The organism is Pseudomonas synxantha BG33R, assembly GCF_000263715.2.
GTDB classification, from domain to species: Bacteria; Pseudomonadota; Gammaproteobacteria; order Pseudomonadales; family Pseudomonadaceae; genus Aquipseudomonas; species Aquipseudomonas synxantha_A.
The window spans coordinates 2033363-2059670 of record NZ_CM001514.1; the positions used below are offsets into that span (position 1 = coordinate 2033363).

Sequence of the window (26308 nt, forward strand, 5' to 3'; positions counted from 1 at the left end):
TCTCCTTAATCGAGCAGGGAAATGGCAGTCGGCGCATCGTTGCCGACCAGGGCGAGGTCTTCGAATTCGTTGACGGCGTTGATCTCGGTGCCCATGGAAATATTGGTCACTCGCTCCAGAATAATCTCAACGATCACCGGCACTTTGAATTCTTCGATCATTTCCTGAGCCTTGCGCAGGGCCGGTTGGATCTGGCCCGGCTCGAACACACGCAGCGCCTTGCAGCCCAGGCCCTCGGCGACGGCCACATGGTCGACGCCATAACCGTTGAGTTCCGGCGCGTTGAGGTTGTCGAAAGACAGCTGCACGCAGTAGTCCATTTCAAAGCCGCGCTGGGCCTGGCGGATCAGCCCCAGGTAGGAGTTGTTCACCACCACGTGGATGTACGGCAGCTTGAACTGCGCGCCCACCGCCAGTTCTTCGATCATGAACTGGAAGTCGTAGTCGCCTGACAGCGCCACCACCTTGCGGCTCGGGTCGGCCTTGACCACGCCGAGTGCCGCCGGAATGGTCCAGCCCAGCGGGCCCGCCTGGCCGCAGTTGATCCAGTGGCGTGGCTTGTACACATGCAAAAACTGCGCACCGGCAATCTGCGACAGGCCGATGGTGCTGACGTAGCAGGTGTCTTTGCCGAACACCTGGTTCATCTCTTCGTACACGCGCTGCGGCTTGACCGGCACGTTGTCGAAGTGCGTCTTGCGGTGCAGGGTGGCTTTGCGTTGCTGGCAGTCGTGCAGCCAGGCGCTGCGATCCTTGAGCTTGCCGGCGGCTTTCCATTCGCGGGCCACTTCAATGAACATCGTCAGCGCGGAACCGGCGTCGGAGACGATACCCAGGTCCGGGGTGAACACGCGGCCAATCTGCGTCGGCTCGATGTCAACGTGAATGAATCTGCGCCCTTCGGTGTACACCTCCACCGAGCCGGTGTGACGGTTGGCCCAGCGGTTGCCGATACCCAGCACCACGTCCGACTTGAGCATCGTCGCGTTGCCATAACGGTGGGACGTCTGCAGGCCGACCATGCCGACCATCAGCGGGTGGTCATCGGGAATGGTGCCCCAGCCCATCAGGGTTGGGATTACCGGGATGCCGGTTAACTCAGCGAACTCCACCAGCAGCTCGCTGGCGTCGGCGTTGATCACGCCACCACCGCTCACCAGCAATGGGCGCTCAGCCTGGTCCAGCATCGCCAGGGCTTTCTCGACCTGAATGCGAGTGGCCAACGGCTTGACCAGGGGCAGTGGCTGGTAGGCGTCGATATCGAATTCGATCTCGGCCATTTGTACGTCGAACGGCAAGTCGATCAGTACCGGGCCTGGGCGCCCGGAACGCATTTCATAGAAAGCCTTCTGGAACGCGTAGGGCACCTGGCCGGGTTCGAGCACGGTGGTGGCCCACTTGGTCACGGGCTTGACGATGCTGGTGATATCGACGGCCTGGAAGTCTTCCTTGTGCATCCGTGCACGCGGCGCTTGCCCGGTGATGCACAGGATCGGAATCGAGTCGGCCGAGGCGCTGTACAGGCCGGTGACCATGTCGGTGCCTGCCGGGCCCGAAGTGCCGATGCACACGCCGATATTGCCGGCCTTGGTGCGGGTATAGCCCTCGGCCATGTGCGAGGCGCCTTCAACGTGGCGAGCAAGGACGTGATCGATGCCACCCACCTTCTGCAAGGCTGAATACAGCGGGTTGATCGCGGCGCCCGGGATACCGAAGGCGGTATCCACACCTTCACGGCGCATCACCAGGACAGCGGCTTCGATTGCTCTCATTTTGCTCATGGTTTTGGTGCCTCTTGCGTTTTGTAATTGTATACAAGTGGTGTCTGTCCAAAGTGTATTCACGGCGGACTGCGCAGGTCAATGCATTTTATGAAACGGCCTTTGCGTTCGTCGGAACGGCTTTTTTCGACGTATGGAGCCTTTGTTTGAAAATATTGTATACAAAAATAAATGTCATTGTGTTCTATTTATTCGATTGAGCATCTGATCAAACAGAACTCCACCGCTTTCCAATAACAAAAGAAGGACGGCACCATGAGCGCTTTAACCTTGAAACTCGCCACCCAATTGGCCGGCCAGGCCATCGCCGCAGGCCGCACGATTTCTGCAGCGCCGCTGACCATCGCGGTACTCGATAGCGGAGGGCACTTGATTACCTTGCAGCGCGAAGACGGCGCCAGCCTGCTGCGCCCGCAAATCGCCATCGGCAAGGCCTGGGGGGCGATTGCCTTGGGCAAGGGCTCACGTTTACTGGCACTGGATGCGCAGCAGCGGCCGGCGTTTATCGCAGCGTTGAACAGCCTGGGGCAGGGCAGTGTGGTGCCGGCGCCGGGCGGGGTGTTGATACGGGATCAGTCGGGGGTGGTGTTGGGGGCGATTGGAATCACCGGGGATACGTCGGACATTGACGAGCAGTGTGCGATCACGGCGATTGAGGGGGTGGGGTTGATGGCGGATGCGGGGGTGTCTGCTTGAATCGTTCTGACTGTGAGTAAGCTATCGCAGGCAAGCCAGCTCCCACATTGACGGTGTTCACAGATCTAACTGTGTGAGCCCACTCAGTGTGGAGCTGGCTTGCCTGCGATGCAGTCGACTCGGTCTACAGTCAAACCCAAATGGCATCCCATAGCGGATAGTCGCCAAATTTCTTTACCAGCCCGGCCCTGAGTGGATTGGCTACGATGTAACGAGCAATCCCCTCAAGGCTTTCCTCTCGACGCACAGCATGATCATGAAAGCCAGGCTGCCAGAGGCGACCTTGGCGGCCAGCCACCGCATTCACCACTCGGGTGCTCTTGGATTTAACTTGGCGTATCAAGTCGGCAAGCGAACCTTTCTCCAGAGAAACAAGCCAATGGAAATGATCAGGCATTACTACCCAGGCCAATGATGTTGCGAGCCCTTTATATTGAGCGATCCTGAATTGTTGTACGACCAGACGGCCGAGTTTGAAGTCGCTGAAGATGGCCTCGCGTTCAAGGGTGTTGGTGGTGAGCAGGTAAATGCGGTTGGATTCGTTATAGCGACCGATGCGCAGGTGATTTGAAGCAGGGAGATCGGGCATTCCTTGGCCTCTCTTCAGATGGTGTTCTGAGAGGCTAGACTGAGGGGCGAAGGCTGATCGGCAGGCTTTTAGCAGGATGTGTCTGGATGGGCGCTATCGCGGGCAAGCCCGCTCCCACAGGGGATTGTGACCACTTTACATTTTGTGTCCGGCGCAAATCCGTGTGGGAGCTGGCTTGCCTGCGATAGCCTCGCCGCGGTCTATCAGTCCGGCTCACACCCCTTGAGCACCAGCCGGATAATCGTCTGCGCCGCCGCCTCATAATCGGCTTCATCCAACTTGGCCTTGCCGGTAACGGCAGAGATCTGCCAGTCAAAGTCCGCATAGGTCTGGGTCGCCGCCCAGATGCTGAACATCAGGTGATTAGGGTCGATAGCCGCAATCAACCCACGATCCACCCAGTTCTGGATGCAATCGATATTGTGCTTGGCCTGGGCGTTGAGCTGTTCAATCTGCTCGGTGCTCAAGTGCGGGGCGCCGTGCATGATTTCGCTGGCGAACACCTTGGAGGCGAACGGCAGGTCGCGGGAGATGCGGATTTTGGAGCGGATGTAGTTGCTCAATACTTCCTTGGGCTCGCCGTCGGGGTTGAACGGCGTGGAAGCGGCGAGGATTGGCTCGATAATGCTTTCGAGCACCTCGCGGTAGAGGTTGTCCTTGGACTTGAAGTAGTAGTAGACGTTGGGCTTGGGCAGCCCGGCCTTGGCGGCGATGTCGCTGGTTTTGGTCGCGGCGAAGCCCTTGTCGGCAAACTCCTCGCTCGCCGCCCGCAGGATTTTTTCTTTGTTGCGCTCGCGAATGCTGCTCATAAACCAGACGTTTCCTTGCCATGACAGGCGGTTGCGCATGGTAGCACCGGCCATCCGCGGGCCTCAACAATCTGCCCGCAACCCCTTGCGCCGCGCTATGCTCGCAGCACCTTTTCTTGACGGATGCCCGATTCATGGCAGGAAGCAGCTTGTTGGTTTTGCTCGACGATATCGCCGCGGTACTCGATGACGTTGCACTGATGACAAAAATGGCCGCGAAGAAGACCTCGGGGGTGCTCGGGGATGACTTGGCGCTCAACGCCCAGCAGGTCTCCGGCGTGCGTGCCGAGCGCGAAATTCCCGTGGTATGGGCCGTGGCCAAAGGCTCGTTTCTCAACAAATTGATACTGGTGCCGACCGCGTTGCTGATCAGTGCCTTCGCGCCCTGGGCAGTGACCCCCTTGCTGATGCTTGGCGGCGCTTATCTATGTTTCGAAGGTTTTGAGAAACTCGCGCACAAATTCCTGCACAGCAAGGCTGAAGACCAAGCCCAACACGCGCAGTTGGCAGAGGCCGTGGCCGACCCGGCAACCGATCTGGTGGCCTTTGAAAAGGACAAGATCAAGGGCGCAATCCGTACCGACTTCATCCTTTCAGCGGAAATCATCGCCATCACCCTTGGCATCGTTGCCGATGCGCAGCTGACTCAACAGGTGATCGTGCTGTCCGGTATCGCCATTGTCATGACCATTGGCGTTTACGGCTTGGTCGCCGGTATCGTCAAGCTCGACGACCTGGGGCTGTGGCTGACGCAGAAGCCGGGTCAGGTGGCGCGCAGTATTGGCGGCGCGATTCTGAGTGCGGCCCCCTACATGATGAAGAGCCTGTCAGTGATTGGCACGGCGGCGATGTTCATGGTCGGCGGCGGGATTCTCACCCATGGCGTGCCGGTGGTGCACCATTGGATCGAGACAGTCAGCCAAAGCACAGGGGCGCTGGCGTGGCTGATGCCGACGTTGCTGAATGCGGTGGCGGGGATTATTGCCGGGGCTGTGGTGCTGGCGGCGGTCAGCATCGTGGGCAAGGGCTGGAAAGCGCTCAGGGCATGACGTAGCAGGCACAAAAAAGGCCATTCAATCGAATGGCCTTTTTTATTGGCGCGAATTACTCGGCAATCTGCAACTTACGCGACTCCGTATAGATATACCGCACCTTCTCATACTCAAATGGCGAGTTCATCTGACCATAGCGAAAGCTGGTCTGGTAGCGCTTGTCCACTGCGCGCAGGGCCCAGACTTCCGGGTGGTTGGAGCTGACTTCGGACACGTTGAGGAAGTTGATCTGCGATTCTGCCGTGTAGTCCACCAGCAAGCCGGTGGTATCACGCAGGTTCGACGGGCCAAAGATCGGCAACATCACATAGGCACCGCCCGGTACGCCGTAGAAGCCCAGGGTCTGGCCGAAGTCTTCACTCTGGCGTGGCAGGCCCATGGCCGTTGCCGGGTCCCACAGGCCGGCGACGCCGATGGTGGTGTTGACCAGCAGGCGCCCGGTGGTTTCCAGGGAGCGATGGCCCTTGAGTTGCAACAGGCTGTTCAACAGATTGGGCACATCGCCCAGGTTGTTGAAGAAGTTGCTCACACCGGTGCGCAGGAAGCTCGGCGTGACGTAGCGGTAGCCATTGACCACCGGCAGGAACACCCATTGGTCGAAGCGGTAGTTGAAGTGGTAAACGCGGCGGTTCCACGACTCCAGCGGGTCGTAGACGTTGAGCGCGGTGAGCGTGGAACGCTCGAATTCACGCTGGTCCAGGCCCGGGTTGAACTTGAGCTTGGTCAGCGGCTCCTTGAAGCCGTCGGCATCGACCTTGATGGGCTCTTGAGCCTTGCTGTTGTCGGCATTGGCCACGCCTGCGCACATCAGTGCGGCGAGCAGCAGAAGATATTTAGCCACGGAAGAACTCCAGCATGGCGTCGGCGTTGACGCGGTAATTGAGGTTGCCGCAGTGGCCGCCCAGCGGGTAGACGGTCAAGCGATCGCCGAAGGTTTTACGCAGGAAACCCAGATCGCCAGGGCCGAGGATCACGTCATCGGCGTTATGCATTACGGCGATTTTCGGGCTGTCGCGCAGGTAGTCCTTGAGGGCGTACAGGCTGACCTGATCGATCAGTTGCAGCAGGCTGCCGCCGTCGGAGCGGGCGCGCCACATCGGGATCACTTGCTCGGTGAGGTAGCAGTCGAAGTCGCATTGCAGGGCACGCTTGAGGAACGGCGTGAGGCTGGTGCCTTCGGTGATCGGGTATTTAGGCGGAATGATCAGGCCACGGCGGTTGATCAGGTCCGAGGTGAAGGCAATGTCGGCAGCCGAGAAGCGGAACGAGGTGCCGATCAACATGGCCATCTGTTCGTTGCTCAGGTGCTGCTTGGACTGCTGGAAGTCATAGAGCAGGGCATCGTTGAGGTCGATATAGCCTTTTTGCTGGAAGTAACGGGTCAGTTTGCTCAGCACCAGCTCGTAGAAGGTGGTGGTGTTGTTGATGCCCTTGACCTCGGTCTGTACCAGCTTGTCGAGGTTGGTGATCGAGGTGTAGAGGTTGACCGGCGGGTTGAGCAGCAGCACTTTCTTGAAGTTGAAGCTGCGGCGGGTCTCATCCAGCTTGCTGACAAACGCTGCATCCAGGGCGCCCAGGCTGTAGCCGGTGAGGTAGAAGTCGGTCACCGGCAACGAGGCATTTTGTGCACGCACGGCTTGCATCACGCGGTACATGTCTTCGGCGTCTTCCTGGGTGATACCCGGGGTGGCGAAGCGCGAGGCGGCGCTGATGAAGTCGAAACTGGTGGGCGATGACAACTGCACCACGTGGTAGCCGGCCTGGTAATACAGCTTTTTCAGGTATTCGTTGATGCTGCTGTCGAACCGCGCACCGGTGCCCGCGATCAGGAAGATCAGCGGCGCGGCGCGGTCCTGCTTGGCGATGCGATAGGTGAGCTTCTTCACTGCCCAGAAGTTATCGGGCAGGCTGAACTCACGCTCGGGGCGCATATTCAGGGTGTAATCGGATTGGTTGATCTCATCATCGGTCGGCAAGGTTGGCCGAAGATCGGGAGGCGTGGTGGCGATGGTCGCTTCGAACGGGTTGGTCAAAGGGTAGCCATAGCTGGCTTGGTCGATATCGACGGCCAGTGCTGACGCACTCAAAAATAGGCTGCCCAGCAAGGCAGCACAGCGCAAGGAACGGAGCATGACTTAATCCCTAAGAGGAAACGTGCTGAATGAAATTCGCAGGCTATGACCACCGCGTTGCCACCGAAGTGCCAGGCAGCGGCACGAAAAGTCGGAAAAAACGTCGGAATCGGGGTAATAGTAGCCAGACGATACACTTTGCCATGCATTGTTGAACAGATATCTGCGCGAACACCTTGCTAACGGCCGCGGTGGGATTAAGCTGAGCGCCGTTTTTGCCTATCGGAGTGCCCCATGTCCCGCCGCTTGCCGTTGATTTTGCTGCTTGTTGCTCTGCCGTTATGGCTGGCTGCCAGTTATGCCGCACGTTATGGCTTTATGGAGGATGGGCAGTGGGTCGGCCTCTGCGCAGAGGAGGCCAGCCGCTGGGAGTGCCAGGTGCGTGCGAACCTGGGGTTGATGATTCACTTCAAGGTGCTGGGCTGGGCGGCGTTGATCACCTCGGTGTTGGGCTTTTTTGTACCGGGGCGTGCGGGGTGGGGCTTGGCGGTGCTGGGGATGGTGTTCGGGTTACCGGCCTTGGCGTTGTATAACACCACGTTTGCGGTGTTTGCGGTGGTGATTGCGGGATTGCGGTTGGTCAGGAAGCCTGGCGGCGCCTGATGTGGCCTCATCGCAGGCGAGCCAGCTCCCACAGTTGATTGGGTTCACACATTTCTATCTGTGAGCACGGTCAAATGTGGGAGCTGGCTTGCCTGCGATAGCGATCTTAAGCCTTGCGCACTCGCAAGCAACGCCACAAAGCCGCAACCATCAGCACGCTGACCACCGCCCAACCCCAAGCCTGCTGGTTCAACAGACCTTCACGGTACAGCTGTGGCGCAATGCCGGCACCGATAATGAAGGCCAGCAGCGCAATCTCCCGACGCGGCCCGGTCACCGGGCGCACCAGGTACACCAGGGCTGGCAGCACCAGCGCCGCGCTTGGAAAGCTGCGATAACGCGGGTCAAACACCAGCGCCAGCATCATGACGGCTCCCGCAAACCCAGCGATTGCCATCAACCAGCCTGCGCGTTGCTCCAGCCAGTTGAACGCTCGCTCACGCCACCCGTCACGGGCGCCGAGGGTCAGGGCGGCGTGGGCCAGCACCAACAGGTTCAAGACCACCAGCAAGCCTGCCCATACCCATTCATCGTTGAAACGCGCAGTGACGCGGGTCAGTTCGGCCCAGGTGCCGATGGAGCAGGCAGCCACCGCACCGAGCAGTGGCAGGAGCACCGCGGAGCGCTTGCTGCGAACGCGGCCACCGAGCGCCAGGGTGCCGAGCAGAATCACTGCGCCTACGCCCAGCCACAACGGCCAGTACGGCACATTGGTCACCGGCCCTGCGAGGATGCCCTTGTCCTGGCGGTCTGCATCGAACAGCCCCCAATAACCGCCCACTGCGCCTTCACTTGCACGTTTCCATGGCTGGTCAAACGCTTCGATCAGGTTGTAGCGCCAGCCATTGGCTTCGGCCATGGCGACAAAGCCGCGCATGAACTTGGCTTCATTCACCCGGCTCGGCACAGCAGTCTCGCGCTGACGGCCTTCGCTGGGCCAACCGGTCTCGCCGATCACGATGTCCTTGGGCGCGAACTTGTGGCCGAAGGTCTGGCGTACATCGCCTACATGCTTGAGCGCCTGGTCGATGCCGGACGGCTCATCTTCCCAGTACGGCAGCAGGTGAATGGTCAGGAAGTCCACCGCCGGCTCGATTTCCGGGTGTTGCAGCCAGAACTCCCACACATCGGCATAGGTGACCGGTTGCTTGATCTGGCTTTTGACTTGATGGATAAGCGCCACCAGTTGCTTGGCCGTGACTTCCTTGCGCAGCAGCGCCTCGTTGCCGACGATCACCGAAGTGACGATGTCGGGATTGGTGTTGGCCGCCGCGATCAGTTCGTTGATTTCTTTCTGGGTCGCCACCGGATCACTGCTGACCCAGGCGCCGGCCATGACCTTCAAACCATGCTTGCGCGCCATGCCCGGCAAGGCTTCCAGGCCGGTCATGGAGTAGGTGCGGATGCATTCAAAGCGTGTGGCCAGCAAGGCCAGGTCGGCATCCATGCGTTCGGGGCGCAGCTTGAATGGCTGGTCAAACGGCGACTGGTCCTTGTCGAAGGGCGTGTAGGACGCACACTGCAACTTGTGACTGGCGCTCGCCACATCCGGCAGCACTACCGGCCGGCCGAGGCCATACCAGTAGCCGGCGAGGGCAAGCACACCAAGGATCAAGGCAAGAAAATAGGGCAGGGCAGGAAAGCGGGCAGTCGCAGGCATGGTCGGCTTATCTGGGGGAGCAAAGGCGCGCATCTTACCCGGATTTGGCGCGTGCCAGTGCGGCTGCATAATTTTGACATGCAAACTTCGGGCGGGATTCTGAGGATAACTCCTACAAAACGTCCTGCTGGCGATGTGATGTCGTTTCTTGCTCAACCAAGGTCGCCCACAGAGCAGGGCAAAGGCCTACGCAGGTTGATGATAAAACTGTCAGTACTCCACTGATGCCTCAGCAACCGGATCGATGCGCGTGAAGGGGGCGCGGTGCACCGCATAACAACAGGTTGATGTCGCTCGGCATCCGTCGGGCGCAGCACTTTCGGGGAAGTACATATGAAGATGCGACGACTCTTGGGCGCAGCTGCCACGCTGGTAGTTGCGATGGGCTCCACACTGGTCAGTGCCGACAGCAAAACCCTGAGCATCGGTTACGTGGACGGTTGGTCCGACAGCGTTGCCACGACCCATGTGGCGGCGGAAGTGATCAAGCAAAAGCTCGGTTATGACGTGAAACTGCAAGCGGTCGCCACGGGGATCATGTGGCAGGGCGTCGCCACCGGCAAGCTCGATGCCATGCTGTCTGCCTGGCTGCCGGTGACCCATGGTGAATACTGGGCCAAGAACAAGGACAAGGTGGTCGACTACGGCCCCAACTTCAAGGATGCAAAAATTGGCTTGATCGTACCGGAGTACGTCAAGGCCAAATCCATCGAAGACCTCAAGACCGACACCACCTTCAAAAACAAGATCGTCGGCATCGACGCCGGTTCAGGCGTGATGCTCAAGACCGACGACGCCATCAAGCAATACGGCCTTGACTACAAACTGCAAGCCAGCTCGGGCGCGGCGATGATCGCTGAGCTGACACGTGCCGAAGACAAGCAGGAATCCATTGCGGTGACCGGTTGGGTGCCCCATTGGATGTTCGCCAAGTGGAAACTGCGTTTCCTGGACGACCCAAAAGGGATTTATGGTGCTGCTGAAACCGTCAACAGCATCGGCAGCAAGGGCCTGGAAAAGAAAGCGCCGGAAGTGGCAGCTTTCCTGAAAAAATTCCAGTGGGCCTCCAAGGATGAAATCGGTGAAGTCATGCTCGCTATCCAGGAAGGCACCAAGCCAGACGCAGCGGCCAAGGATTGGGTGGCCAAGCACCCTGAGCGCGTCGCTGAGTGGACCGCTAAATAAAAGCCGCTGATGTACCCCTGTGGGAGGGGGCTTGCTCCCGATAGCGGTAGGCCAGTCACAGATTTTTTGACTGGCACATCGCTATCGGGAGCAAGCCCCCTCCCACATTGGTTTCGCACCGCCTCAAATCTTCCTGCGCTTTGGTCATCCCTCGCTACACTCGATCTACTACTAAGGTCGTCTGGAACCTCTTCCGCAGCCGCATACAGTGGATATGTTCCAAAATAATAAAAAAGCTGTGCTGCGAGGATAAAAACAATGAACGACAGCATTTACCTCTCGATTCAAAACAGCCCGCGTTTCAAGGAGCTGGTCAGGAAAAGGGAAAGATTCGCCTGGATTCTCTCGGCGATCATGCTAGGGCTTTACTCCGCTTTCATCCTGTTGATTGCCTACGGGCCACAAATACTGGGGGCCAAGATCAGCCCCGGTTCCTCGATTACCTGGGGCATTCCCCTGGGCGTCGGGCTGATTGTGTCTGCCTTCATTCTCACCGGCATCTACGTACGCCGGGCCAACGGCGAATTTGACGACCTGAACAATGCGATTCTCAAGGAGGCTGCGCAATGATCCGGCGTCTATTGGCTATATTCGGCGCTTCGCTGTTTGCTCCGGCCGTCTGGGCGGCGGACGCATTGACCGGTGAAGTGCACAAGCAACCGCTGAACGTCTCGGCCATCGTGATGTTCGTCGCGTTTGTCGGCGCCACCCTGTGCATCACGTATTGGGCGTCCAAGCGCAACAAGTCGGCGGCTGACTACTATGCGGCAGGCGGCAAGATCACTGGTTTCCAGAATGGCCTGGCGATTGCCGGCGACTACATGTCGGCCGCGTCCTTCCTGGGGATTTCCGCGCTGGTGTTCACCTCCGGCTACGACGGCCTGATCTACTCGATCGGCTTTCTGGTGGGCTGGCCGATCATTCTGTTCCTGATCGCCGAGCGCCTGCGTAACCTGGGCAAGTACACCTTTGCCGACGTGGCGTCCTATCGCCTCGGGCAAACCCAGATCCGCAGCCTGTCGGCCTGTGGCTCGCTGGTGGTGGTGGCGTTCTACCTGATCGCGCAGATGGTTGGCGCGGGCAAGTTGATCCAGCTGCTGTTCGGCCTGGATTACCATGTGGCGGTGATTCTGGTCGGCATTCTGATGTGCCTGTACGTGTTGTTCGGCGGCATGTTGGCGACCACCTGGGTGCAGATCATCAAGGCAGTGCTGCTGCTCTCCGGTGCTTCGTTCATGGCGCTGATGGTGATGAAGCACGTCAACTTCGACTTCAACACGCTGTTTGCCGAGGCGATCAAGGTTCACCCTAAAGGTGAAGCGATCATGAGCCCGGGTGGGCTGGTGAAAGACCCGATCTCGGCATTCTCCCTTGGGCTGGCCCTGATGTTCGGTACCGCCGGCCTGCCGCACATCCTGATGCGCTTCTTCACGGTGAGCGATGCCAAGGAAGCGCGTAAAAGCGTGCTGTATGCAACCGGCTTCATTGGTTACTTCTACATCCTGACGTTCATCATCGGCTTTGGCGCGATTCTGCTGGTCAGCACCAACCCGGCGTTCAAGGATGCAGCAGGCGCCTTGCTTGGCGGTAACAACATGGCGGCGGTGCACCTGGCCAACGCGGTGGGCGGCAGTATCTTCCTGGGCTTCATCTCGGCCGTGGCCTTCGCCACCATCCTTGCGGTGGTTGCCGGCTTGACCCTGGCCGGTGCTTCGGCGGTGTCCCATGACCTGTATGCCAGCGTGATCAAGAAAGGCAAGGCCAACGAGAAGGATGAAATTCGCGTATCGAAGATCACCACCATCGCCCTGGCGGTGCTGGCGATTGGCTTGGGCATCCTGTTCGAAAGCCAGAACATTGCGTTCATGGTCGGCCTGGCGTTCTCGATTGCCGCCAGCTGTAACTTCCCGGTGTTGCTGCTTTCCATGTACTGGAAAAACCTCACCACCCGTGGCGCCATGATCGGCGGCTGGCTGGGCTTGATCAGTGCCGTGGGCCTGATGATCCTCGGCCCGACCATCTGGGTCTCGATCCTGCACCATGAAAAGGCGATCTTCCCGTACGAATACCCGGCGCTGTTCTCGATGATCATTGCGTTCATCGGCATCTGGTTCTTCTCCATCACCGACAAGTCGGCGGCGGCAGAGAAGGAGCGTGCGCTGTACTTCCCGCAGTTTGTGCGTTCGCAGACTGGCCTGGGGGCGAGTGGGGCGGTTAACCACTAAGGTTATAGCTGGATAGAAAATGCCCCGGTCGAAAGGCCGGGGTATTTTTTTGTCTGGGGTTTATTGGGGCTGCTACTGGCCTCATCGGGGGCAAACATTTCAGACAAAACAGTTTCTCAATTCCTGCACAAATAAAAACGGCCTCCGAGAAGGAGGCCGCTTTTTTATCGCCAGTCGATGCTTACTTGCGATCTTCCAGCTTGGTAATGTCACGCGACTCGTAGCCGGTGTACAGCTGGCGTGGGCGGCCAATCTTGTACGGGCTGGAGAGCATTTCTTTCCAGTGGGAAATCCAGCCTACGGTCCGCGCTAGGGCGAAGATCACGGTGAACATGCTGGTTGGAATGCCGATCGCCTTGAGGATGATCCCCGAGTAGAAGTCGACGTTCGGGTACAGCGAGCGCTCGATGAAGTACGGGTCGGTCAGGGCGATCTCTTCCAGGCGCATGGCCAGTTCGAGTTGCGGATCGTTCTTGATGCCCAGTTCCTTCAGCACTTCGTCGCAGGTCTGCTTCATGACGGTCGCGCGAGGGTCGCGGTTCTTGTAGACCCGGTGACCGAAGCCCATCAGCTTGAATGGATCGTTCTTGTCCTTGGCCTTGGCGATGAACGTGTCGATGTTGGATACATCGCCGATTTCATCGAGCATGGTCAATACGGCTTCGTTCGCACCGCCGTGGGCAGGGCCCCACAGTGCGGCGATACCGGCGGCGATACAGGCAAACGGGTTGGCACCCGAAGAGCCGGCCAGGCGGACGGTAGAAGTGGAGGCGTTTTGCTCGTGGTCGGCATGGAGGATGAAGATCCGATCCATTGCCTTGGCCAGCACCGGGCTGATCGGTTTGATCTCGCACGGGGTGTTGAACATCATGTGCAGGAAGTTTTCCGCGTACGTCAGATCGTTGCGCGGGTACATCATGGGCTGGCCCATGGAGTACTTGTAAACCATTGCGGCCAGGGTCGGCATCTTGGCAACCAGGCGGATCGCGGAAATTTCGCGATGCTCGGCGTTATTGATGTCCAGGGAGTCATGATAGAAGGCCGACAGGGCACCGACCACGCCGCACATGACGGCCATCGGGTGGGCGTCGCGACGGAAGCCGTTGAAGAAGGTCTTCAACTGCTCGTGAACCATGGTGTGGTTCTTCACGGTGCTGACGAACTGGGCCTTTTGCTCGGCTGTTGGCAATTCGCCATTTAGCAGCAGGTAGCAGGTTTCCAGGTAGTCCGACTTTTCAGCCAGTTGTTCGATCGGGTAGCCGCGATGAAGCAGAATGCCATTGTCACCATCGATATAGGTGATCTTCGACTCGCAGGAAGCGGTCGACATGAAGCCTGGGTCGAAAGTAAAACGGCCCGTGGCCGTCAGGCCCCGTACGTCGATAACATCGGGACCAACGGTGCCGGTTAAAATGGGCAGCTCGACGGGGGCTGCGCCCTCGATGATCAACTGCGCTTTTTTGTCAGCCATGTGGCCTCCTATTTATGCTTCAAATCATCAGACAGACCCCCCACGCAGGGCCCGCACCACTATATTGATATAAATCCAGATGTCAATTTGCCTAAAGTCTTGCGCCAGAAGGCTTTAACCGTACTTTTTCGTCGAAATTGCCTGCCATTTACGCCTTTTATCCCGCCAGCGCAATCAGCTATTAGGGTGAGGTGCGCGCGTTGTCATTAGTAACCTAACTGTCTATACTCGGCCACCGACCGCCAAGGGCTTTTGGGCTTGCTTTCATTGGGGGTCGCACTCCCTGGGTGGTGCTTACCTGACCAGTCGCACTCCCCAACAACTTTGCCCTGATTGTTAGGGGCTCTTCAGTGTGAAAAAAAGCCGTGAATAGCCAACGACCTGTAAACCTAGACCTAAGGACCATCAAACTCCCCATCACCGGCGTTACGTCGTTCCTGCACCGTGTTTCCGGCATCATCCTGTTCCTGGGCTTGGGCATCATGCTTTATGCATTGAGCAAATCCCTGGGTTCCGAGGAAGGTTACGCCGAGGTGAAGGCATGCTTGACCAGCCCGCTGGCCAAGTTCGTAGCATGGGGCCTCCTGTCCTCTCTTCTGTATCACCTGGTAGCCGGTGTGCGCCACTTGATCATGGACATGGGCATCGGTGAGACGCTGGAAGGCGGCCGCCTGGGCTCGAAAATCATCATCGCCATTTCCGTGGTGCTGATCGTTCTGGCAGGAGTTTGGATATGGTAACCAGCGTAACGAATCTGTCGCGTTCGGGCCTCTATGACTGGATGGCACAGCGTGTGTCTGCGGTCGTTCTCGCGGCTTATTTCATTTTTCTGATCGGATACCTCGTCGCAAACCCGGGCATCGGCTATGAGCAGTGGCATGGCCTGTTTTCCCACAATGCGATGCGAATCTTCAGTCTGCTGGCCCTTGTAGCCCTGGGCGCACACGCCTGGGTCGGCATGTGGACCATCGCGACCGACTACCTGACGCCGATGGCGCTGGGCAAGTCCGCGACTGCAGTACGTTTCCTCTTCCAGGCAGTATGCGGCGTCGCGATGTTCGCTTACTTCGTCTGGGGTGTGCAGATTCTTTGGGGTATCTGATTCATGGCTAACATTCCAACTATTTCATTCGACGCCATCATTATTGGTGGCGGCGGTGCGGGCATGCGCGCTGCGCTGCAGCTGGCCCAGGGTGGTCACAAGACTGCCGTGATCACCAAGGTGTTCCCGACGCGCTCCCACACCGTATCGGCCCAGGGTGGCATCACCTGCGCCATCGCCTCCGCCGACCCGAACGATGACTGGCGCTGGCACATGTACGATACCGTCAAGGGTTCCGACTACATCGGTGACCAGGACGCTATCGAGTACATGTGTCAGGAAGGCCCGGCCGCAGTGTTCGAGCTGGACCACATGGGTCTGCCGTTCTCGCGTACCGAGCAGGGTCGTATCTACCAGCGTCCATTCGGCGGCCAGTCGAAGGATTACGGTAAAGGCGGGCAGGCTGCCCGTACTTGCGCTGCGTCCGACCGTACCGGTCACGCGCTGCTGCACACCCTTTATCAGGGCAACCTGAAAGCCGGTACCACGTTCCTGAACGAGTACTACGCTGTTGATCTGGTGAAGAACGGCAAGGGCGAGTTCGTCGGCGTGATCGCCATCTGCATCGAAACCGGTGAAACCACCTACATCCGCGCCAAGGCTACCGTGCTGGCGACTGGCGGTGCAGGCCGTATCTACGCCTCGACCACCAATGCCCTGATCAACACCGGTGACGGCGTCGGCATGGCACTGCGTGCTGGCGTACCGGTGCAAGACATCGAAATGTGGCAGTTCCACCCCACCGGCATCGCCGGCGCCGGTGTACTGGTAACCGAAGGTTGCCGTGGTGAAGGTGGTTACCTGATCAACAAGCATGGTGAGCGTTTCATGGAGCGTTATGCTCCGAACGCCAAAGACCTGGCTGGCCGTGACGTCGTGGCCCGTTCGATGGTTAAAGAGATCATTGCCGGTAACGGTTGTGGCCCGAATGGTGACCACGTACTGCTCAAACTCGATCACCTCGGTGAAGAAGTGCTGCACAGCCGCCTGCCAGGCATCTGCGAACTGTCCAAGACCTTTGCCCACGTTGATCCAGTGGTTGCTCCGGTTCCGGTTGTTCCGACCTGCCACTATATGATGGGCGGCGTACCGACCAACATTCACGGCCAGGCGATCACCCAGAATGCCGAAGGCGTGGACGAGATCATCCATGGTCTGTTCGCGGTAGGTGAAGTGGCTTGTGTATCGGTTCACGGTGCCAACCGCCTGGGCGGCAACTCGTTGCTCGACCTGGTAGTGTTCGGTCGCGCGGCCGGCCTGCATCTGGAAAAGGCGCTGACCGACGGCATCGAATACGATGACGCCACCGACGCCAACATCGAAGCGGCCCTGGCGCGCCTGAACGCTCTGAACGAGCGCACAGATGGCGAAGACGTGGCAACCCTGCGTCGCGAGCTGCAAAACTGCATGCAGAACTACTTCGGTGTGTTCCGTACCGGCGAATACATGCAGAAAGGTATCGCCCAGTTGGCTGACCTGCGCAAGCGTATCGCCAACGTCAAGATCAACGATAAGAGCCAGGCGTTCAACACCGCTCGTATCGAAGCCCTTGAGCTGCAAAACCTGCTGGAAGTGGCTGAAGCGACGGCGATCGCCGCCGAGGTTCGTAAAGAATCCCGTGGTGCTCACGCTCGCGAAGACTTTGAAGATCGCGATGACGAAAACTGGTTGTGCCACACCCTGTACTTCCCGGGTGACAAGCGCGTAACCAAGCGTGCCGTGAACTTCTCGCCGAAGACGGTGCCGACGTTTGAACCGAAGATTCGGACTTACTAAGGGTGGCTGCCATGTTGAAAGTCAGTGTTTATCGCTACAACCCTGATCAGGACGCTGCGCCGTTCATGCAGGAGTTCCAGGTCGATACCGGTGGTAAAGACCTGATGGTGCTGGATGTACTGGCACTGATCAAAGAGCAGGACGAAGGTTTCTCCTATCGTCGCTCTTGCCGTGAGGGTGTTTGCGGCTCCGACGGCATGAACATCAACGGCAAGAATGGCCTGGCGTGCATCACGCCGCTGTCTGCTGTTGTCAAAGGCAACAAGCTGATTGTTCGTCCTCTGCCAGGTTTGCCGGTTATCCGTGACCTGGTCGTCGATATGAGCATCTTCTACAAGCAATACGAGAAAGTTAAGCCGTTCTTGCAGAATGACACGCCGGCTCCGGCCATCGAGCGTCTGCAATCCCCGGAAGAGCGCGAGAAGCTCGACGGTCTGTACGAGTGCATCCTGTGTGCTTGCTGCTCGACGTCGTGCCCATCCTTCTGGTGGAACCCGGACAAATTCCTGGGTCCAGCTGCACTGCTGCAAGCGTACCGCTTCCTGGCAGACAGCCGTGACACCAAGACGTCCGAGCGTCTGGCTTCGCTGGATGACCCGTTCAGCGTATTCCGCTGCCGCGGGATCATGAACTGCGTCAACGTATGCCCCAAAGGCCTGAACCCGACTAAGGCCATTGGTCACATCCGTAACATGCTGCTGCACAGCGGCGTGTAACTGACGTTGTAGTAAAGCAGGACCGTTGTGCCCGTAAATGCTGCGGCGCAGGCTTCAACCGGCGCCGTAGTTTTAACTTGAGCAGCGACTTACAAAGCCGCGGCTCTTATTTTGAAGAAATGAGACAAGCAGGGGCATTCGGGTTGGTACCCGAACTATCAGCGTGATCCTAAGTGGCTTGTTTTGGTCGCTGCACTTGGCCTTTTGCAAGCAGACTCGGTGTTTTCGCCGGTGGTGTCCCCAAATCGAGGGTGACCAAGCATGCAAGAAAGCGTGATGCAGCGCATGTGGAACAGCGGCTATCTTTCAGGTGGTAACGCTGCCTATGTGGAAGAGCTTTATGAGCTCTACCTGCACGACCCTAACGCTGTGCCAGAAGAATGGCGCACCAAATTTCAGACGTTGTCTTCAGACGGCAACGCTGCCACCGATGTATCGCACGCAACAATTCGCGATCAGTTCGTGCTGCTGGCAAAGAACCAGCGCCGCGCCCAACCGGTTTCCGCCGGCAGCGTGAGCAGTGAGCACGAGAAGAAGCAAGTTGAAGTACTGCGACTGATCCAGGCCTACCGTATGCGTGGCCACCAGGCAGCCCAGCTTGACCCGCTGGGGCTGTGGCAGCGTCCTGCACCTGCAGACCTGTCGATCAATCATTACGGCTTGACCAATGCCGATCTTGATACGACCTTCCGTGCCGGCGACCTGTTCATCGGCAAAGAGGAAGCGAGCCTACGCGAAATTCACGAAGCGTTGCAGCAGACATATTGCCGCACCATCGGCGCTGAGTTCACGCACATCACCGATTCCGAGCAGCGCCAGTGGTTCCAGCACCGCCTGGAAGGCGTGCGTGGCCGTCCGGTCTTGTCCGCCGATGTCCGCAGCCACTTGCTGGAGCGCGTGACCGCGGCCGAGGGCCTCGAAAAATACCTGGGTACCAAATACCCGGGCACCAAGCGTTTCGGCCTGGAAGGCGGCGAAAGCCTGATTCCGATGCTCGACGAGCTGATCCAGCGTTCCGGTTCCTACGGCACCAAGGAAATCGTGATCGGCATGGCTCACCGTGGTCGCCTGAACGTGTTGGTCAACACCTTCGGCAAGAACCCGCGCGAGCTGTTCGACGAGTTCGAAGGCAAGAAGAAGGTCGAGCTGGGTTCCGGTGACGTTAAATACCACCAGGGCTTCTCGTCCAACGTGATGACCACCGGCGGTGAAGTTCACCTGGCCATGGCGTTCAACCCATCCCACCTGGAAATCGTTTCGCCAGTGGTCGAGGGTTCGGTACGTGCGCGCCAGGATCGTCGTAACGATGCCACCGGTGAGAAGGTTCTGCCGATTTCCATCCACGGTGACGCGGCATTCGCCGGTCAAGGCGTGGTCCTGGAAACGTTCCAGATGTCGCAGACTCGCGGCTTCAAGACCGGCGGTACCGTTCACATCGTCATCAACAACCAGGTCGGCTTCACCATCAGCAACCCGTTGGACGCGCGTTCCACCGAGTACGCCACCGATGTTGCCAAGATGATCCAGGCGCCGATCCTTCATGTGAATGGCGATGATCCGGAAGCCGTGCTGTTCGTGACCCAACTGGCAGTCGACTACCGCATGCAGTTCAAGCGTGACGTGGTGATCGACCTGGTTTGCTACCGCCGTCGCGGTCACAACGAAGCGGACGAGCCAAGCGGCACCCAGCCGTTGATGTACCAGCAGATCACCAAGCAGCGCACCACCCGTGAGCTGTACGCCGAAAGCCTGACCAAGGCCGGCGTGGTTGACGATGCGCGTGTTCAGGCGAAAGTCGATGAATACCGCAACGCGCTGGACAATGGCCTGCATGTAGTGAAAAGCCTGGTCAAGGAGCCGAACAAAGAGTTGTTCGTTGACTGGCGTCCGTACCTGGGCCACACCTGGACTGCACGTCACGATACATCCTTCGATTTGAAGACGTTGCAGGAACTGTCCGCCAAGCTGCTGGAAATTCCCGAAGGCTTCGTCGTACAGCGCCAGGTGGCGAAGATCTACGAAGATCGTCAGAAGATGCAAGCCGGCGGCCTGCCGATCAACTGGGGTTACGCCGAAACCATGGCGTACGCGACCCTGGCGTTCGAAGGTCACCCGATCCGCATGACCGGCCAGGACATCGGCCGCGGTACGTTCTCGCACCGTCATGCTGTATTGCACAACCAGAAAGACGCGGGCACCTACATCCCGTTGCAGAACCTGTACGAAGGCCAGCCACGTTTCGACCTGTACGATTCGTTCCTGTCCGAAGAAGCCGTACTGGCGTTCGAATACGGCTACTCCACCACCACGCCTAATGCGCTGGTGATCTGGGAAGCCCAGTTCGGCGACTTCGCCAACGGTGCCCAGGTGGTTATCGACCAGTTCATCACCAGCGGCGAGCACAAGTGGGGCCGCCTGTGCGGTCTGACCATGCTGCTGCCACACGGTTATGAAGGCCAGGGTCCGGAGCACTCTTCGGCCCGTCTGGAGCGTTACCTGCAATTGTGCGCCGAGCACAACATCCAGGTGTGCGTGCCGACCACCCCGGCGCAGATCTACCACTTGCTGCGTCGCCAGGTGATCCGCCCGCTGCGCAAGCCGCTGGTCGTGCTGACCCCGAAATCGCTGTTGCGTCACAAACTGGCCGTTTCGACCCTGGAAGATCTGGCCCAAGGTTCGTTCCAGACCGTGATTCCAGAGATCGATACACTGGACGCCGCCAAGGTCACTCGCCTGATCCTGTGCAGCGGCAAGGTCTATTACGATCTGTTGGAAAAACGCCGTGCCGAAGGCCGCGAAGACATCGCCATCGTGCGTATCGAGCAGCTTTACCCGTTCCCGGAAGATGACCTCATGGAGATCATCGCGCCTTACACCAACCTCACGAACGTGGTGTGGTGTCAGGAAGAACCGATGAACCAGGGCGCCTGGTACAGCAGCCAGCATCATCTGCGTCGCAGCATCGGCAACCACAACAAGGCCTTGGTCCTTGAGTACGCCGGTCGTGATGCTTCTGCTGCACCTGCGTGTGGCTATGCGTCGATGCACGCCGAGCAGCAGGAAAAACTGCTGCAAGATGCTTTCACTGTTTAACGCCTTCGCGCTGACTGAAACCGAATTTTAAGGACCTACAGATAATGGCTATCGAAATCAAAGCCCCGTCATTCCCGGAATCGGTTGCCGATGGCACCGTTGCCACCTGGCACAAGAAACCAGGCGAGGCCGTCAAGCGTGACGACCTGATCGTCGACATCGAGACTGACAAGGTCGTACTGGAAGTGTTGGCCGAAGCTGACGGCGTGCTGGGCGCGATCGTGGCTGAAGAGGGCGCTACCGTTCTGTCGAACCAGGTACTGGGTTCGATCGAAGAGGGCAGCGCTGCTGCAGCTCCTGCTCCTGCCGCCGCTGCTGCTGCACCGGCTGCACTGGCTGCTTCGGCGCCTGCCGCTGCACCGGCAGTCGGTGGCGAAGATCCAATCGCTGCGCCAGCTGCGCGTCAACTGGCTGAAGAGAACGGCATCAACCTGGCTTCCATCAAGGGCACCGGCAAAGACGGCCGCGTGACCAAGGAAGACGTGGTTGCTGCGGTTGAAGCCAAGAAGAACGCTCCGGCTGCCGCGCCTGCCAAGGCTGCTGCTCCAGCGGCTGCTGCCCCGGTGTTCGCTGCCGGCGACCGTACCGAGAAGCGCGTACCGATGACTCGCGTGCGTGCCACCGTGGCCAAGCGCCTGGTTGAAGCGCAGTCGAACATGGCGATGCTGACCACGTTCAACGAAGTCGACATGACCGAAGTCATGGCTCTGCGCTCCAAGTACAAGGACCTGTTCGAGAAGTCCCACAACGGCGTGCGCCTGGGCTTCATGTCGTTCTTCGTGAAAGCGGCCACCGAAGCACTCAAGCGCTTCCCGGCAGTCAACGCTTCCATCGACGGCGGCGACATCGTTTACCACGGCTATGCAGATATCGGCGTTGCCGTGTCCAGCGACCGTGGCCTGGTGGTTCCAGTGCTGCGTAACGCCGAGCTGATGAGCCTGGCCGAAATCGAAGGCGGCATCGCCGGCTTCGGCAAGAAAGCCCGTGACGGCAAGCTGACCATCGACGAGATGACCGGCGGTACCTTCACCATCACTAACGGTGGTACCTTCGGTTCGATGATGTCGACGCCGATCGTCAACCCACCGCAAGCCGCGATCCTGGGCATGCACAACATCATCCAGCGTCCGATGGCCATCAACGGCCAGGTCGTGATCCGCCCAATGATGTACCTGGCATTGTCTTACGATCACCGCCTGATCGATGGTAAAGAAGCCGTGACGTTCCTGGTGACCATCAAGAACCTGCTGGAAGACCCGGCTCGCCTGCTCCTGGACATCTGATAGAAGCAGCTGCAAGTTGCGAGCTACAAGCTGTAGGAAAAAGCAGCTTGGCTTGCAGCTTGTGGCTAGAAGCTTGTCGCAAATAGAGGATCTATTTTCATGACACAGAAATTTGACGTTGTAGTGATTGGTGCAGGCCCTGGCGGCTATGTTGCCGCCATCAAGGCTGCGCAACTGGGCCTCTCGACTGCTTGCATCGAAAAGTACACCGACAAGGAAGGCAAACTGGCGCTGGGCGGTACCTGCCTGAACGTTGGTTGCATTCCTTCCAAGGCGCTGCTGGACAGCTCCTGGAAATTCCACGAAGCCCAAGACGGCTTCGCGATCCACGGCATCAACCATGCTGGCGTAACCATGGACGTGCCAGCAATGGTCGGCCGTAAAGCCAACATCGTCAAAGGCCTGACTTCCGGCGTTGCCACCTTGTTCAAGGCCAACGGTGTGACTTCCATTCAAGGCCACGGCAAGCTGCTGGCCGGCAAGAAAGTCGAAGTCACCAAACCAGATGGTTCGGTTGAAGTCATCGAAGCCGAAAACGTAATCCTGGCACCCGGCTCGCGTCCAATCGACATTCCGCCTGCTCCAGTTGACAACAACGTGATCGTTGATTCGACCGGCGCCCTGGAATTCCAGGCTGTGCCTAAGCGCCTGGGCGTGATCGGCGCTGGCGTAATCGGTCTGGAACTGGGTTCGGTATGGTCCCGTCTGGGCGCTGAAGTCACCGTGCTGGAAGCCCTGGACACGTTCCTGCTGGCGGCCGACACTGCAGTCTCCAAAGAGGCGCTGAAAACCCTGACCAAACAAGGTCTGGACATCAAGCTCGGCGCCCGTGTCACCGGCTCCAAGGTCAACGGCGAAGAAGTCGTGGTGACCTACACCGATAAAGACGGCGAGCAGACCATCACCTTCGACAAGTTGATCGTTGCCGTTGGTCGTCGTCCAGTGACCAATGACCTGTTGGCTTCCGACAGCGGCGTGAACATCGACGAGCGTGGCTTCATCCACGTTGATGATCACTGCGCAACCACCGTACCGGGCGTATATGCGATCGGCGACGTGGTTCGTGGCATGATGCTGGCCCACAAGGCTTCCGAGGAAGGCATCATGGTCGTCGAGCGCATCAAGGGTCACAAGACCCAGATGAACTACGACCTGATCCCGTCGGTTATCTACACCCACCCGGAAATCGCATGGGTCGGCAAGAACGAACAGCAGTTGAAAGCTGAAGGCGTTGAAGTTAACGTCGGCACCTTCCCGTTCGCCGCTTCCGGCCGTGCCATGGCAGCCAACGACACCGGTGGTTTTGTCAAAGTCATCGCTGATGCCAAGACTGACCGCGTATTGGGCGTCCACGTGATTGGCCCAAGCGCTGCAGAACTGGTTCAGCAAGGCGCGATCGGTATGGAATTCGGCACCAGTGCCGAGGACCTGGGTATGATGGTCTTCTCCCATCCGACCCTGTCCGAAGCGCTGCATGAAGCCGCGTTGGCAGTGAATGGCGGTGCCATCCACATCGCCAACAAGAAGAAGCGCTAAGCGAGATAATAAGAAACCACGGCGGAGTTGCCCGTCGTGAGCCTTGCGCGCAAGACTCACCGCGGAATATCCGCTGGACGCAGCCTTACGCAGCTTTACGGGCCATAAGCCCCGCAAGTTGCGCAAGCAGCAGTCACAGGTGGTGCGGCACTCATAATGAGCGCAGCGCCGAATGCGCAGTACCTAACGAAGACGGTAAAAAGCATGAATCTTCACGAGTATCAGGGTAAGCAGCTGTTCGCTGAATACGGCCTGCCAGTTTCCAAGGGCTACGCAGTAGACACCCCGGAAGCAGCAGCAGAAGCTTGCGACAAAATCGGCGGCAGCGAGTGGGTTGTCAAAGCCCAGGTCCACGCCGGTGGTCGCGGTAAAGCGGGTGGCGTCAAGCTGGTTAAGAGCCGGGAAGAAGCCAAGGCCTTCGCACAGAAGTGGCTGGGCAAGCGTCTGGTGACTTACCAGACTGATGCCAATGGCCAGCCAGTCTCCAAGATCCTGGTTGAATCGTGCACTGATATCGCTAAAGAGCTGTACCTGGGCGCTGTCGTTGACCGTTCGAGCCGTCGCATTGTGTTCATGGCCTCCACCGAAGGTGGCGTGGACATCGAGAAGATTGCCGAAGAGTCCCCAGAGAAAATTCTGAAGGCTACTATCGATCCACTGGTTGGCGCTCAGCCATTCCAGGGTCGTGAACTGGCGTTCCAACTGGGTCTGGAAGGCAAGCAAGTTGCCCAGTTCGCCAAGATCTTCGTAGGTCTGGCCAAACTGTTCCAGGATCACGATCTGGCCCTGCTGGAAGTGAACCCACTGGTGATCAAGGCTGACGGCGATCTGCACTGCCTCGACGCCAAGATCAACATCGACGCCAACGCCATGTACCGTCAGCCTAAGCTGAAGACCTTCCACGACCCGTCGCAAGACGACAAGCGTGAAGCGGACGCTGCCAAGTTCGAACTGAACTACGTAGCCCTGGAAGGTAACATCGGTTGCATGGTCAACGGTGCTGGCCTGGCCATGGGTACCATGGACATCGTCAACCTGCATGGCGGCAAACCAGCCAACTTCCTCGACGTAGGTGGTGGCGCTACCAAGGAACGCGTTACCGAAGCGTTCAAGATCATCCTGTCCGACTCCAACGTCGCTGCAGTACTGGTCAATATCTTCGGCGGCATCGTTCGTTGCGACATGATTGCCGAAGGCATCATCGGTGCAGTGAAAGAAGTTGGCGTTAAAATCCCGGTTGTTGTTCGCCTTGAAGGTAACAACGCTGAACTGGGCGCTAAAGTACTGGCAGAAAGCGGTTTGAACATCATCGCGGCTACCAGCCTGACCGACGCTGCTCAACAAGTTGTCAAAGCTGCGGAGGGCAAGTAATGAGCGTCCTGATCAATAAAGACACCAAAGTTATCTGCCAGGGTATTACCGGTTCGCAAGGTAGTTTCCACACCCAGCAAGCCATCGAGTACGGCACCCAGATGGTTGGCGGCGTAACTCCGGGCAAGGGCGGCACCGAGCACCTGGGCCTGCCAGTGTTCAACACCGTGAAAGAAGCGGTAGAAACCACTGGCGCCACTGCCAGCGTGATCTACGTTCCGGCTCCTTTCTGCAAGGACTCGATCCTGGAAGCAGCATTCGGCGGCATCAAGCTGATCGTGTGCATCACCGAAGGCATTCCTACCCTGGACATGCTGGACGCTAAAGTTAAGTGCGACGAGCTGGGCGTAGTCCTGATCGGCCCTAACTGCCCAGGCGTGATCACCCCAGGCGAATGCAAGATCGGCATCATGCCAGGTCACATTCACTTGCCAGGTAAAGTCGGTATCGTTTCCCGTTCCGGCACCCTGACCTACGAAGCTGTGAAGCAGACCACTGACGCCGGTTTCGGTCAGTCGACTTGCGTCGGCATCGGCGGTGACCCGATCCCAGGCTCCAACTTCATCGACATCCTGAAGCTGTTCCAGGAAGACCCGAAGACCGAAGCGATCGTGATGATCGGTGAGATCGGCGGTTCGGCTGAAGAAGAAGCGGCTGCCTACATCAAGGCACACGTGACCAAGCCGGTTGTTTCCTACATCGCTGGTGTGACTGCCCCTGCGGGCAAGCGCATGGGCCATGCTGGCGCAATCATCTCTGGCGGCAAAGGCACTGCAGACGAGAAATTCGCTGCTCTGCAAGACGCAGGCGTGAAAACCGTGCGTTCGCTGGCAGACATCGGCAAGGCCCTGGCCGAGCTGACCGGTTGGGCTGTCAAGTAAGCCTCGCGCTTAGCTGACGCCTCATCACACAAAGGCCACCTTCGGGTGGCCTTTGTGCATTCTGCAGGTTGCTGAAAATTAAATGTGGGAGGGAGCAAGTCGAATCGTCGCACCGCCCCTCCCGCATTCTTTGCTTGTCTTGCCAAATTAAGTACGGAAACGCGACATTAAAATGTCGCTTATCGGACAGTTCGCCCCGCAACAGTGCGTTTGTCAGCCTGATTCTGTACTCTAGCCGCCTCTTTATGCGTCCGCATCCCAAAAGGAAGCTGCGCGCTAGACCGGTCGGTCCCCATAAGGGCCGGCAGCATTTCCCTCATCCATAGGGAAGCCCTCTCTAAATTCCG

The 26308-nt window shown here is 58.5% G+C and carries 22 protein-coding genes; 15 read left to right on the top strand and 7 right to left on the bottom strand.

Annotated features, from left to right (window positions below):
* Positions 1–5: 5 nt before the first annotated feature.
* Positions 6–1781, bottom strand: a complete 1776-nt coding sequence (gene gcl / locus PSEBG33_RS17905) for a glyoxylate carboligase (protein WP_005786545.1) — start codon at positions 1779–1781, stop codon at positions 6–8.
* A gap of 255 nt (positions 1782–2036) precedes the next feature.
* On the opposite strand from gcl, the gene PSEBG33_RS17900 reads away from it, so the two are divergent.
* On the top strand, positions 2037–2477 hold the full coding sequence (locus PSEBG33_RS17900) for a GlcG/HbpS family heme-binding protein (RefSeq protein ID WP_005786547.1): 441 nt from the start codon (positions 2037–2039) through the stop codon (positions 2475–2477).
* A 130-nt stretch (positions 2478–2607) separates the two neighbouring features.
* Here PSEBG33_RS17900 and PSEBG33_RS17895 read toward each other — a convergent pair whose 3' ends face one another.
* Positions 2608–3066: an REP-associated tyrosine transposase gene (locus tag PSEBG33_RS17895; RefSeq protein ID WP_005786549.1), complete on the bottom strand. Its 459-nt coding sequence runs from the start codon at positions 3064–3066 to the stop codon at positions 2608–2610.
* Between the two features lie 203 nt (positions 3067–3269).
* Positions 3270–3875 carry a TetR/AcrR family transcriptional regulator gene (locus tag PSEBG33_RS17890; protein ID WP_005786551.1) on the bottom strand — a complete coding sequence of 202 codons (606 nt, stop codon included), beginning with the start codon at positions 3873–3875 and terminating at the stop codon, positions 3270–3272.
* 134 nt (positions 3876–4009) lie between these two features.
* On the opposite strand from PSEBG33_RS17890, the gene PSEBG33_RS17885 reads away from it, so the two are divergent.
* Positions 4010–4924, top strand: a complete 915-nt coding sequence (locus PSEBG33_RS17885; RefSeq protein WP_005786553.1) for a DUF808 domain-containing protein — start codon at positions 4010–4012, stop codon at positions 4922–4924.
* A 55-nt stretch (positions 4925–4979) separates the two neighbouring features.
* On the opposite strand, the gene PSEBG33_RS17880 is transcribed toward PSEBG33_RS17885, so the two are convergent.
* Together PSEBG33_RS17880 and PSEBG33_RS17875 are read right to left on the bottom strand one after the other, a co-directional pair.
* Positions 4980–5768, bottom strand: a complete 789-nt coding sequence (locus tag PSEBG33_RS17880) for a VacJ family lipoprotein (RefSeq protein ID WP_005786555.1) — start codon at positions 5766–5768, stop codon at positions 4980–4982.
* Entirely contained in the window at positions 5761–7059 is a 1299-nt protein-coding gene (locus PSEBG33_RS17875) for a serine protein kinase PrkA (RefSeq protein WP_005786557.1), read from the bottom strand. Before PSEBG33_RS17875 ends, PSEBG33_RS17880 begins: the two co-directional genes overlap by 8 nt.
* Positions 7060–7293: 234 nt before the next feature.
* Between PSEBG33_RS17875 and PSEBG33_RS17870 the strand changes: the two genes are divergently transcribed.
* Positions 7294–7662 carry a hypothetical protein gene (locus PSEBG33_RS17870; RefSeq protein WP_005786559.1) on the top strand — a complete coding sequence of 123 codons (369 nt, stop codon included), beginning with the start codon at positions 7294–7296 and terminating at the stop codon, positions 7660–7662.
* Positions 7663–7768: 106 nt separating this feature from the next.
* On the opposite strand, the gene PSEBG33_RS17865 is transcribed toward PSEBG33_RS17870, so the two are convergent.
* A complete protein-coding gene (locus PSEBG33_RS17865; RefSeq protein WP_005786561.1) occupies positions 7769–9322 on the bottom strand; it encodes a glycosyl hydrolase family 17 protein in 1554 nt (517 codons plus the stop codon).
* Positions 9323–9655: 333 nt separating this feature from the next.
* Here PSEBG33_RS17865 and PSEBG33_RS17860 point away from each other — a divergent pair, with 333 nt between their 5' ends.
* From PSEBG33_RS17860 to PSEBG33_RS17850, 3 genes are all read left to right on the top strand, one after another.
* Positions 9656–10507, top strand: a complete 852-nt coding sequence (locus PSEBG33_RS17860; RefSeq protein ID WP_005786563.1) for a glycine betaine ABC transporter substrate-binding protein — start codon at positions 9656–9658, stop codon at positions 10505–10507.
* A gap of 258 nt (positions 10508–10765) precedes the next feature.
* Complete coding sequence (locus tag PSEBG33_RS17855; protein ID WP_005786564.1) at positions 10766–11077, top strand: DUF485 domain-containing protein; 312 nt, start codon at positions 10766–10768, stop codon at positions 11075–11077.
* The gene (locus PSEBG33_RS17850; RefSeq protein WP_005786566.1) at positions 11074–12732 is read left to right on the top strand and encodes a cation acetate symporter; all 1659 of its coding nucleotides are present in this window, start codon (positions 11074–11076) and stop codon (positions 12730–12732) included. The genes PSEBG33_RS17855 and PSEBG33_RS17850 overlap by 4 nt, the downstream gene beginning before the upstream one ends.
* 181 nt (positions 12733–12913) lie before the next feature.
* Here the strand turns inward: PSEBG33_RS17850 and gltA are convergent, their stop codons facing one another.
* Entirely contained in the window at positions 12914–14203 is a 1290-nt protein-coding gene (gltA, locus tag PSEBG33_RS17845; protein ID WP_005786568.1) for a citrate synthase, read from the bottom strand.
* A gap of 365 nt (positions 14204–14568) precedes the next feature.
* On the opposite strand from gltA, the gene sdhC reads away from it, so the two are divergent.
* The 9 genes from sdhC (at position 14569) to sucD (ending at position 25961) form a co-directional block, all read left to right on the top strand.
* Positions 14569–14943 carry a succinate dehydrogenase, cytochrome b556 subunit gene (sdhC, locus tag PSEBG33_RS17840; RefSeq protein WP_003190005.1) on the top strand — a complete coding sequence of 125 codons (375 nt, stop codon included), beginning with the start codon at positions 14569–14571 and terminating at the stop codon, positions 14941–14943.
* The gene (sdhD, locus tag PSEBG33_RS17835; RefSeq protein WP_003172805.1) at positions 14937–15305 is read left to right on the top strand and encodes a succinate dehydrogenase, hydrophobic membrane anchor protein; all 369 of its coding nucleotides are present in this window, start codon (positions 14937–14939) and stop codon (positions 15303–15305) included. Before sdhC ends, sdhD begins: the two co-directional genes overlap by 7 nt.
* Positions 15306–15308: 3 nt before the next feature.
* On the top strand, positions 15309–17081 hold the full coding sequence (sdhA, locus tag PSEBG33_RS17830) for a succinate dehydrogenase flavoprotein subunit (protein ID WP_005786572.1): 1773 nt from the start codon (positions 15309–15311) through the stop codon (positions 17079–17081).
* Positions 17082–17092: 11 nt separating this feature from the next.
* The gene (locus PSEBG33_RS17825) at positions 17093–17797 is read left to right on the top strand and encodes a succinate dehydrogenase iron-sulfur subunit (protein ID WP_005786573.1); all 705 of its coding nucleotides are present in this window, start codon (positions 17093–17095) and stop codon (positions 17795–17797) included.
* A gap of 261 nt (positions 17798–18058) precedes the next feature.
* The gene (locus PSEBG33_RS17820; RefSeq protein ID WP_005786575.1) at positions 18059–20890 is read left to right on the top strand and encodes a 2-oxoglutarate dehydrogenase E1 component; all 2832 of its coding nucleotides are present in this window, start codon (positions 18059–18061) and stop codon (positions 20888–20890) included.
* 44 nt (positions 20891–20934) lie between these two features.
* Positions 20935–22173, top strand: coding sequence for a 2-oxoglutarate dehydrogenase complex dihydrolipoyllysine-residue succinyltransferase (gene odhB / locus PSEBG33_RS17815; protein WP_005786576.1), 1239 nt, complete (start codon positions 20935–20937; stop codon positions 22171–22173).
* A gap of 99 nt (positions 22174–22272) precedes the next feature.
* Positions 22273–23709, top strand: coding sequence for a dihydrolipoyl dehydrogenase (gene lpdA / locus PSEBG33_RS17810; RefSeq protein WP_005786578.1), 1437 nt, complete (start codon positions 22273–22275; stop codon positions 23707–23709).
* Between the two features lie 204 nt (positions 23710–23913).
* Positions 23914–25080 (top strand): ADP-forming succinate--CoA ligase subunit beta, encoded by a 1167-nt coding sequence (gene sucC / locus PSEBG33_RS17805; protein WP_005786580.1) that lies wholly within the window; start codon positions 23914–23916, stop codon positions 25078–25080.
* Positions 25080–25961, top strand: coding sequence for a succinate--CoA ligase subunit alpha (gene sucD / locus PSEBG33_RS17800; RefSeq protein WP_005786582.1), 882 nt, complete (start codon positions 25080–25082; stop codon positions 25959–25961). Before sucC ends, sucD begins: the two co-directional genes overlap by 1 nt.
* The last annotated feature ends 347 nt before the right edge of the window (positions 25962–26308 follow it).

What these genes read in the sequence shown, in the direction of transcription:
- gcl (WP_005786545.1), bottom strand. Translation starts at nt 1,781, where the DNA reads ATGAGCAAAATGAGAGCAATCGAAGCCGCTGTCCTGGTGATGCGCCGT.
- PSEBG33_RS17900 (WP_005786547.1), top strand. Translation starts at nt 2,037, where the DNA reads ATGAGCGCTTTAACCTTGAAACTCGCCACCCAATTGGCCGGCCAGGCC.
- PSEBG33_RS17895 (WP_005786549.1), bottom strand. Translation starts at nt 3,066, where the DNA reads ATGCCCGATCTCCCTGCTTCAAATCACCTGCGCATCGGTCGCTATAAC.
- PSEBG33_RS17890 (WP_005786551.1), bottom strand. Translation starts at nt 3,875, where the DNA reads ATGAGCAGCATTCGCGAGCGCAACAAAGAAAAAATCCTGCGGGCGGCG.
- PSEBG33_RS17885 (WP_005786553.1), top strand. Translation starts at nt 4,010, where the DNA reads ATGGCAGGAAGCAGCTTGTTGGTTTTGCTCGACGATATCGCCGCGGTA.
- PSEBG33_RS17875 (WP_005786557.1), bottom strand. Translation starts at nt 7,059, where the DNA reads ATGCTCCGTTCCTTGCGCTGTGCTGCCTTGCTGGGCAGCCTATTTTTG.
- PSEBG33_RS17870 (WP_005786559.1), top strand. Translation starts at nt 7,294, where the DNA reads ATGTCCCGCCGCTTGCCGTTGATTTTGCTGCTTGTTGCTCTGCCGTTA.
- PSEBG33_RS17865 (WP_005786561.1), bottom strand. Translation starts at nt 9,322, where the DNA reads ATGCCTGCGACTGCCCGCTTTCCTGCCCTGCCCTATTTTCTTGCCTTG.
- PSEBG33_RS17860 (WP_005786563.1), top strand. Translation starts at nt 9,656, where the DNA reads ATGAAGATGCGACGACTCTTGGGCGCAGCTGCCACGCTGGTAGTTGCG.
- PSEBG33_RS17855 (WP_005786564.1), top strand. Translation starts at nt 10,766, where the DNA reads ATGAACGACAGCATTTACCTCTCGATTCAAAACAGCCCGCGTTTCAAG.
- PSEBG33_RS17850 (WP_005786566.1), top strand. Translation starts at nt 11,074, where the DNA reads ATGATCCGGCGTCTATTGGCTATATTCGGCGCTTCGCTGTTTGCTCCG.
- gltA (WP_005786568.1), bottom strand. Translation starts at nt 14,203, where the DNA reads ATGGCTGACAAAAAAGCGCAGTTGATCATCGAGGGCGCAGCCCCCGTC.
- sdhD (WP_003172805.1), top strand. Translation starts at nt 14,937, where the DNA reads ATGGTAACCAGCGTAACGAATCTGTCGCGTTCGGGCCTCTATGACTGG.
- sdhA (WP_005786572.1), top strand. Translation starts at nt 15,309, where the DNA reads ATGGCTAACATTCCAACTATTTCATTCGACGCCATCATTATTGGTGGC.
- PSEBG33_RS17825 (WP_005786573.1), top strand. Translation starts at nt 17,093, where the DNA reads ATGTTGAAAGTCAGTGTTTATCGCTACAACCCTGATCAGGACGCTGCG.
- PSEBG33_RS17820 (WP_005786575.1), top strand. Translation starts at nt 18,059, where the DNA reads ATGCAAGAAAGCGTGATGCAGCGCATGTGGAACAGCGGCTATCTTTCA.
- odhB (WP_005786576.1), top strand. Translation starts at nt 20,935, where the DNA reads ATGGCTATCGAAATCAAAGCCCCGTCATTCCCGGAATCGGTTGCCGAT.
- lpdA (WP_005786578.1), top strand. Translation starts at nt 22,273, where the DNA reads ATGACACAGAAATTTGACGTTGTAGTGATTGGTGCAGGCCCTGGCGGC.
- sucC (WP_005786580.1), top strand. Translation starts at nt 23,914, where the DNA reads ATGAATCTTCACGAGTATCAGGGTAAGCAGCTGTTCGCTGAATACGGC.
- sucD (WP_005786582.1), top strand. Translation starts at nt 25,080, where the DNA reads ATGAGCGTCCTGATCAATAAAGACACCAAAGTTATCTGCCAGGGTATT.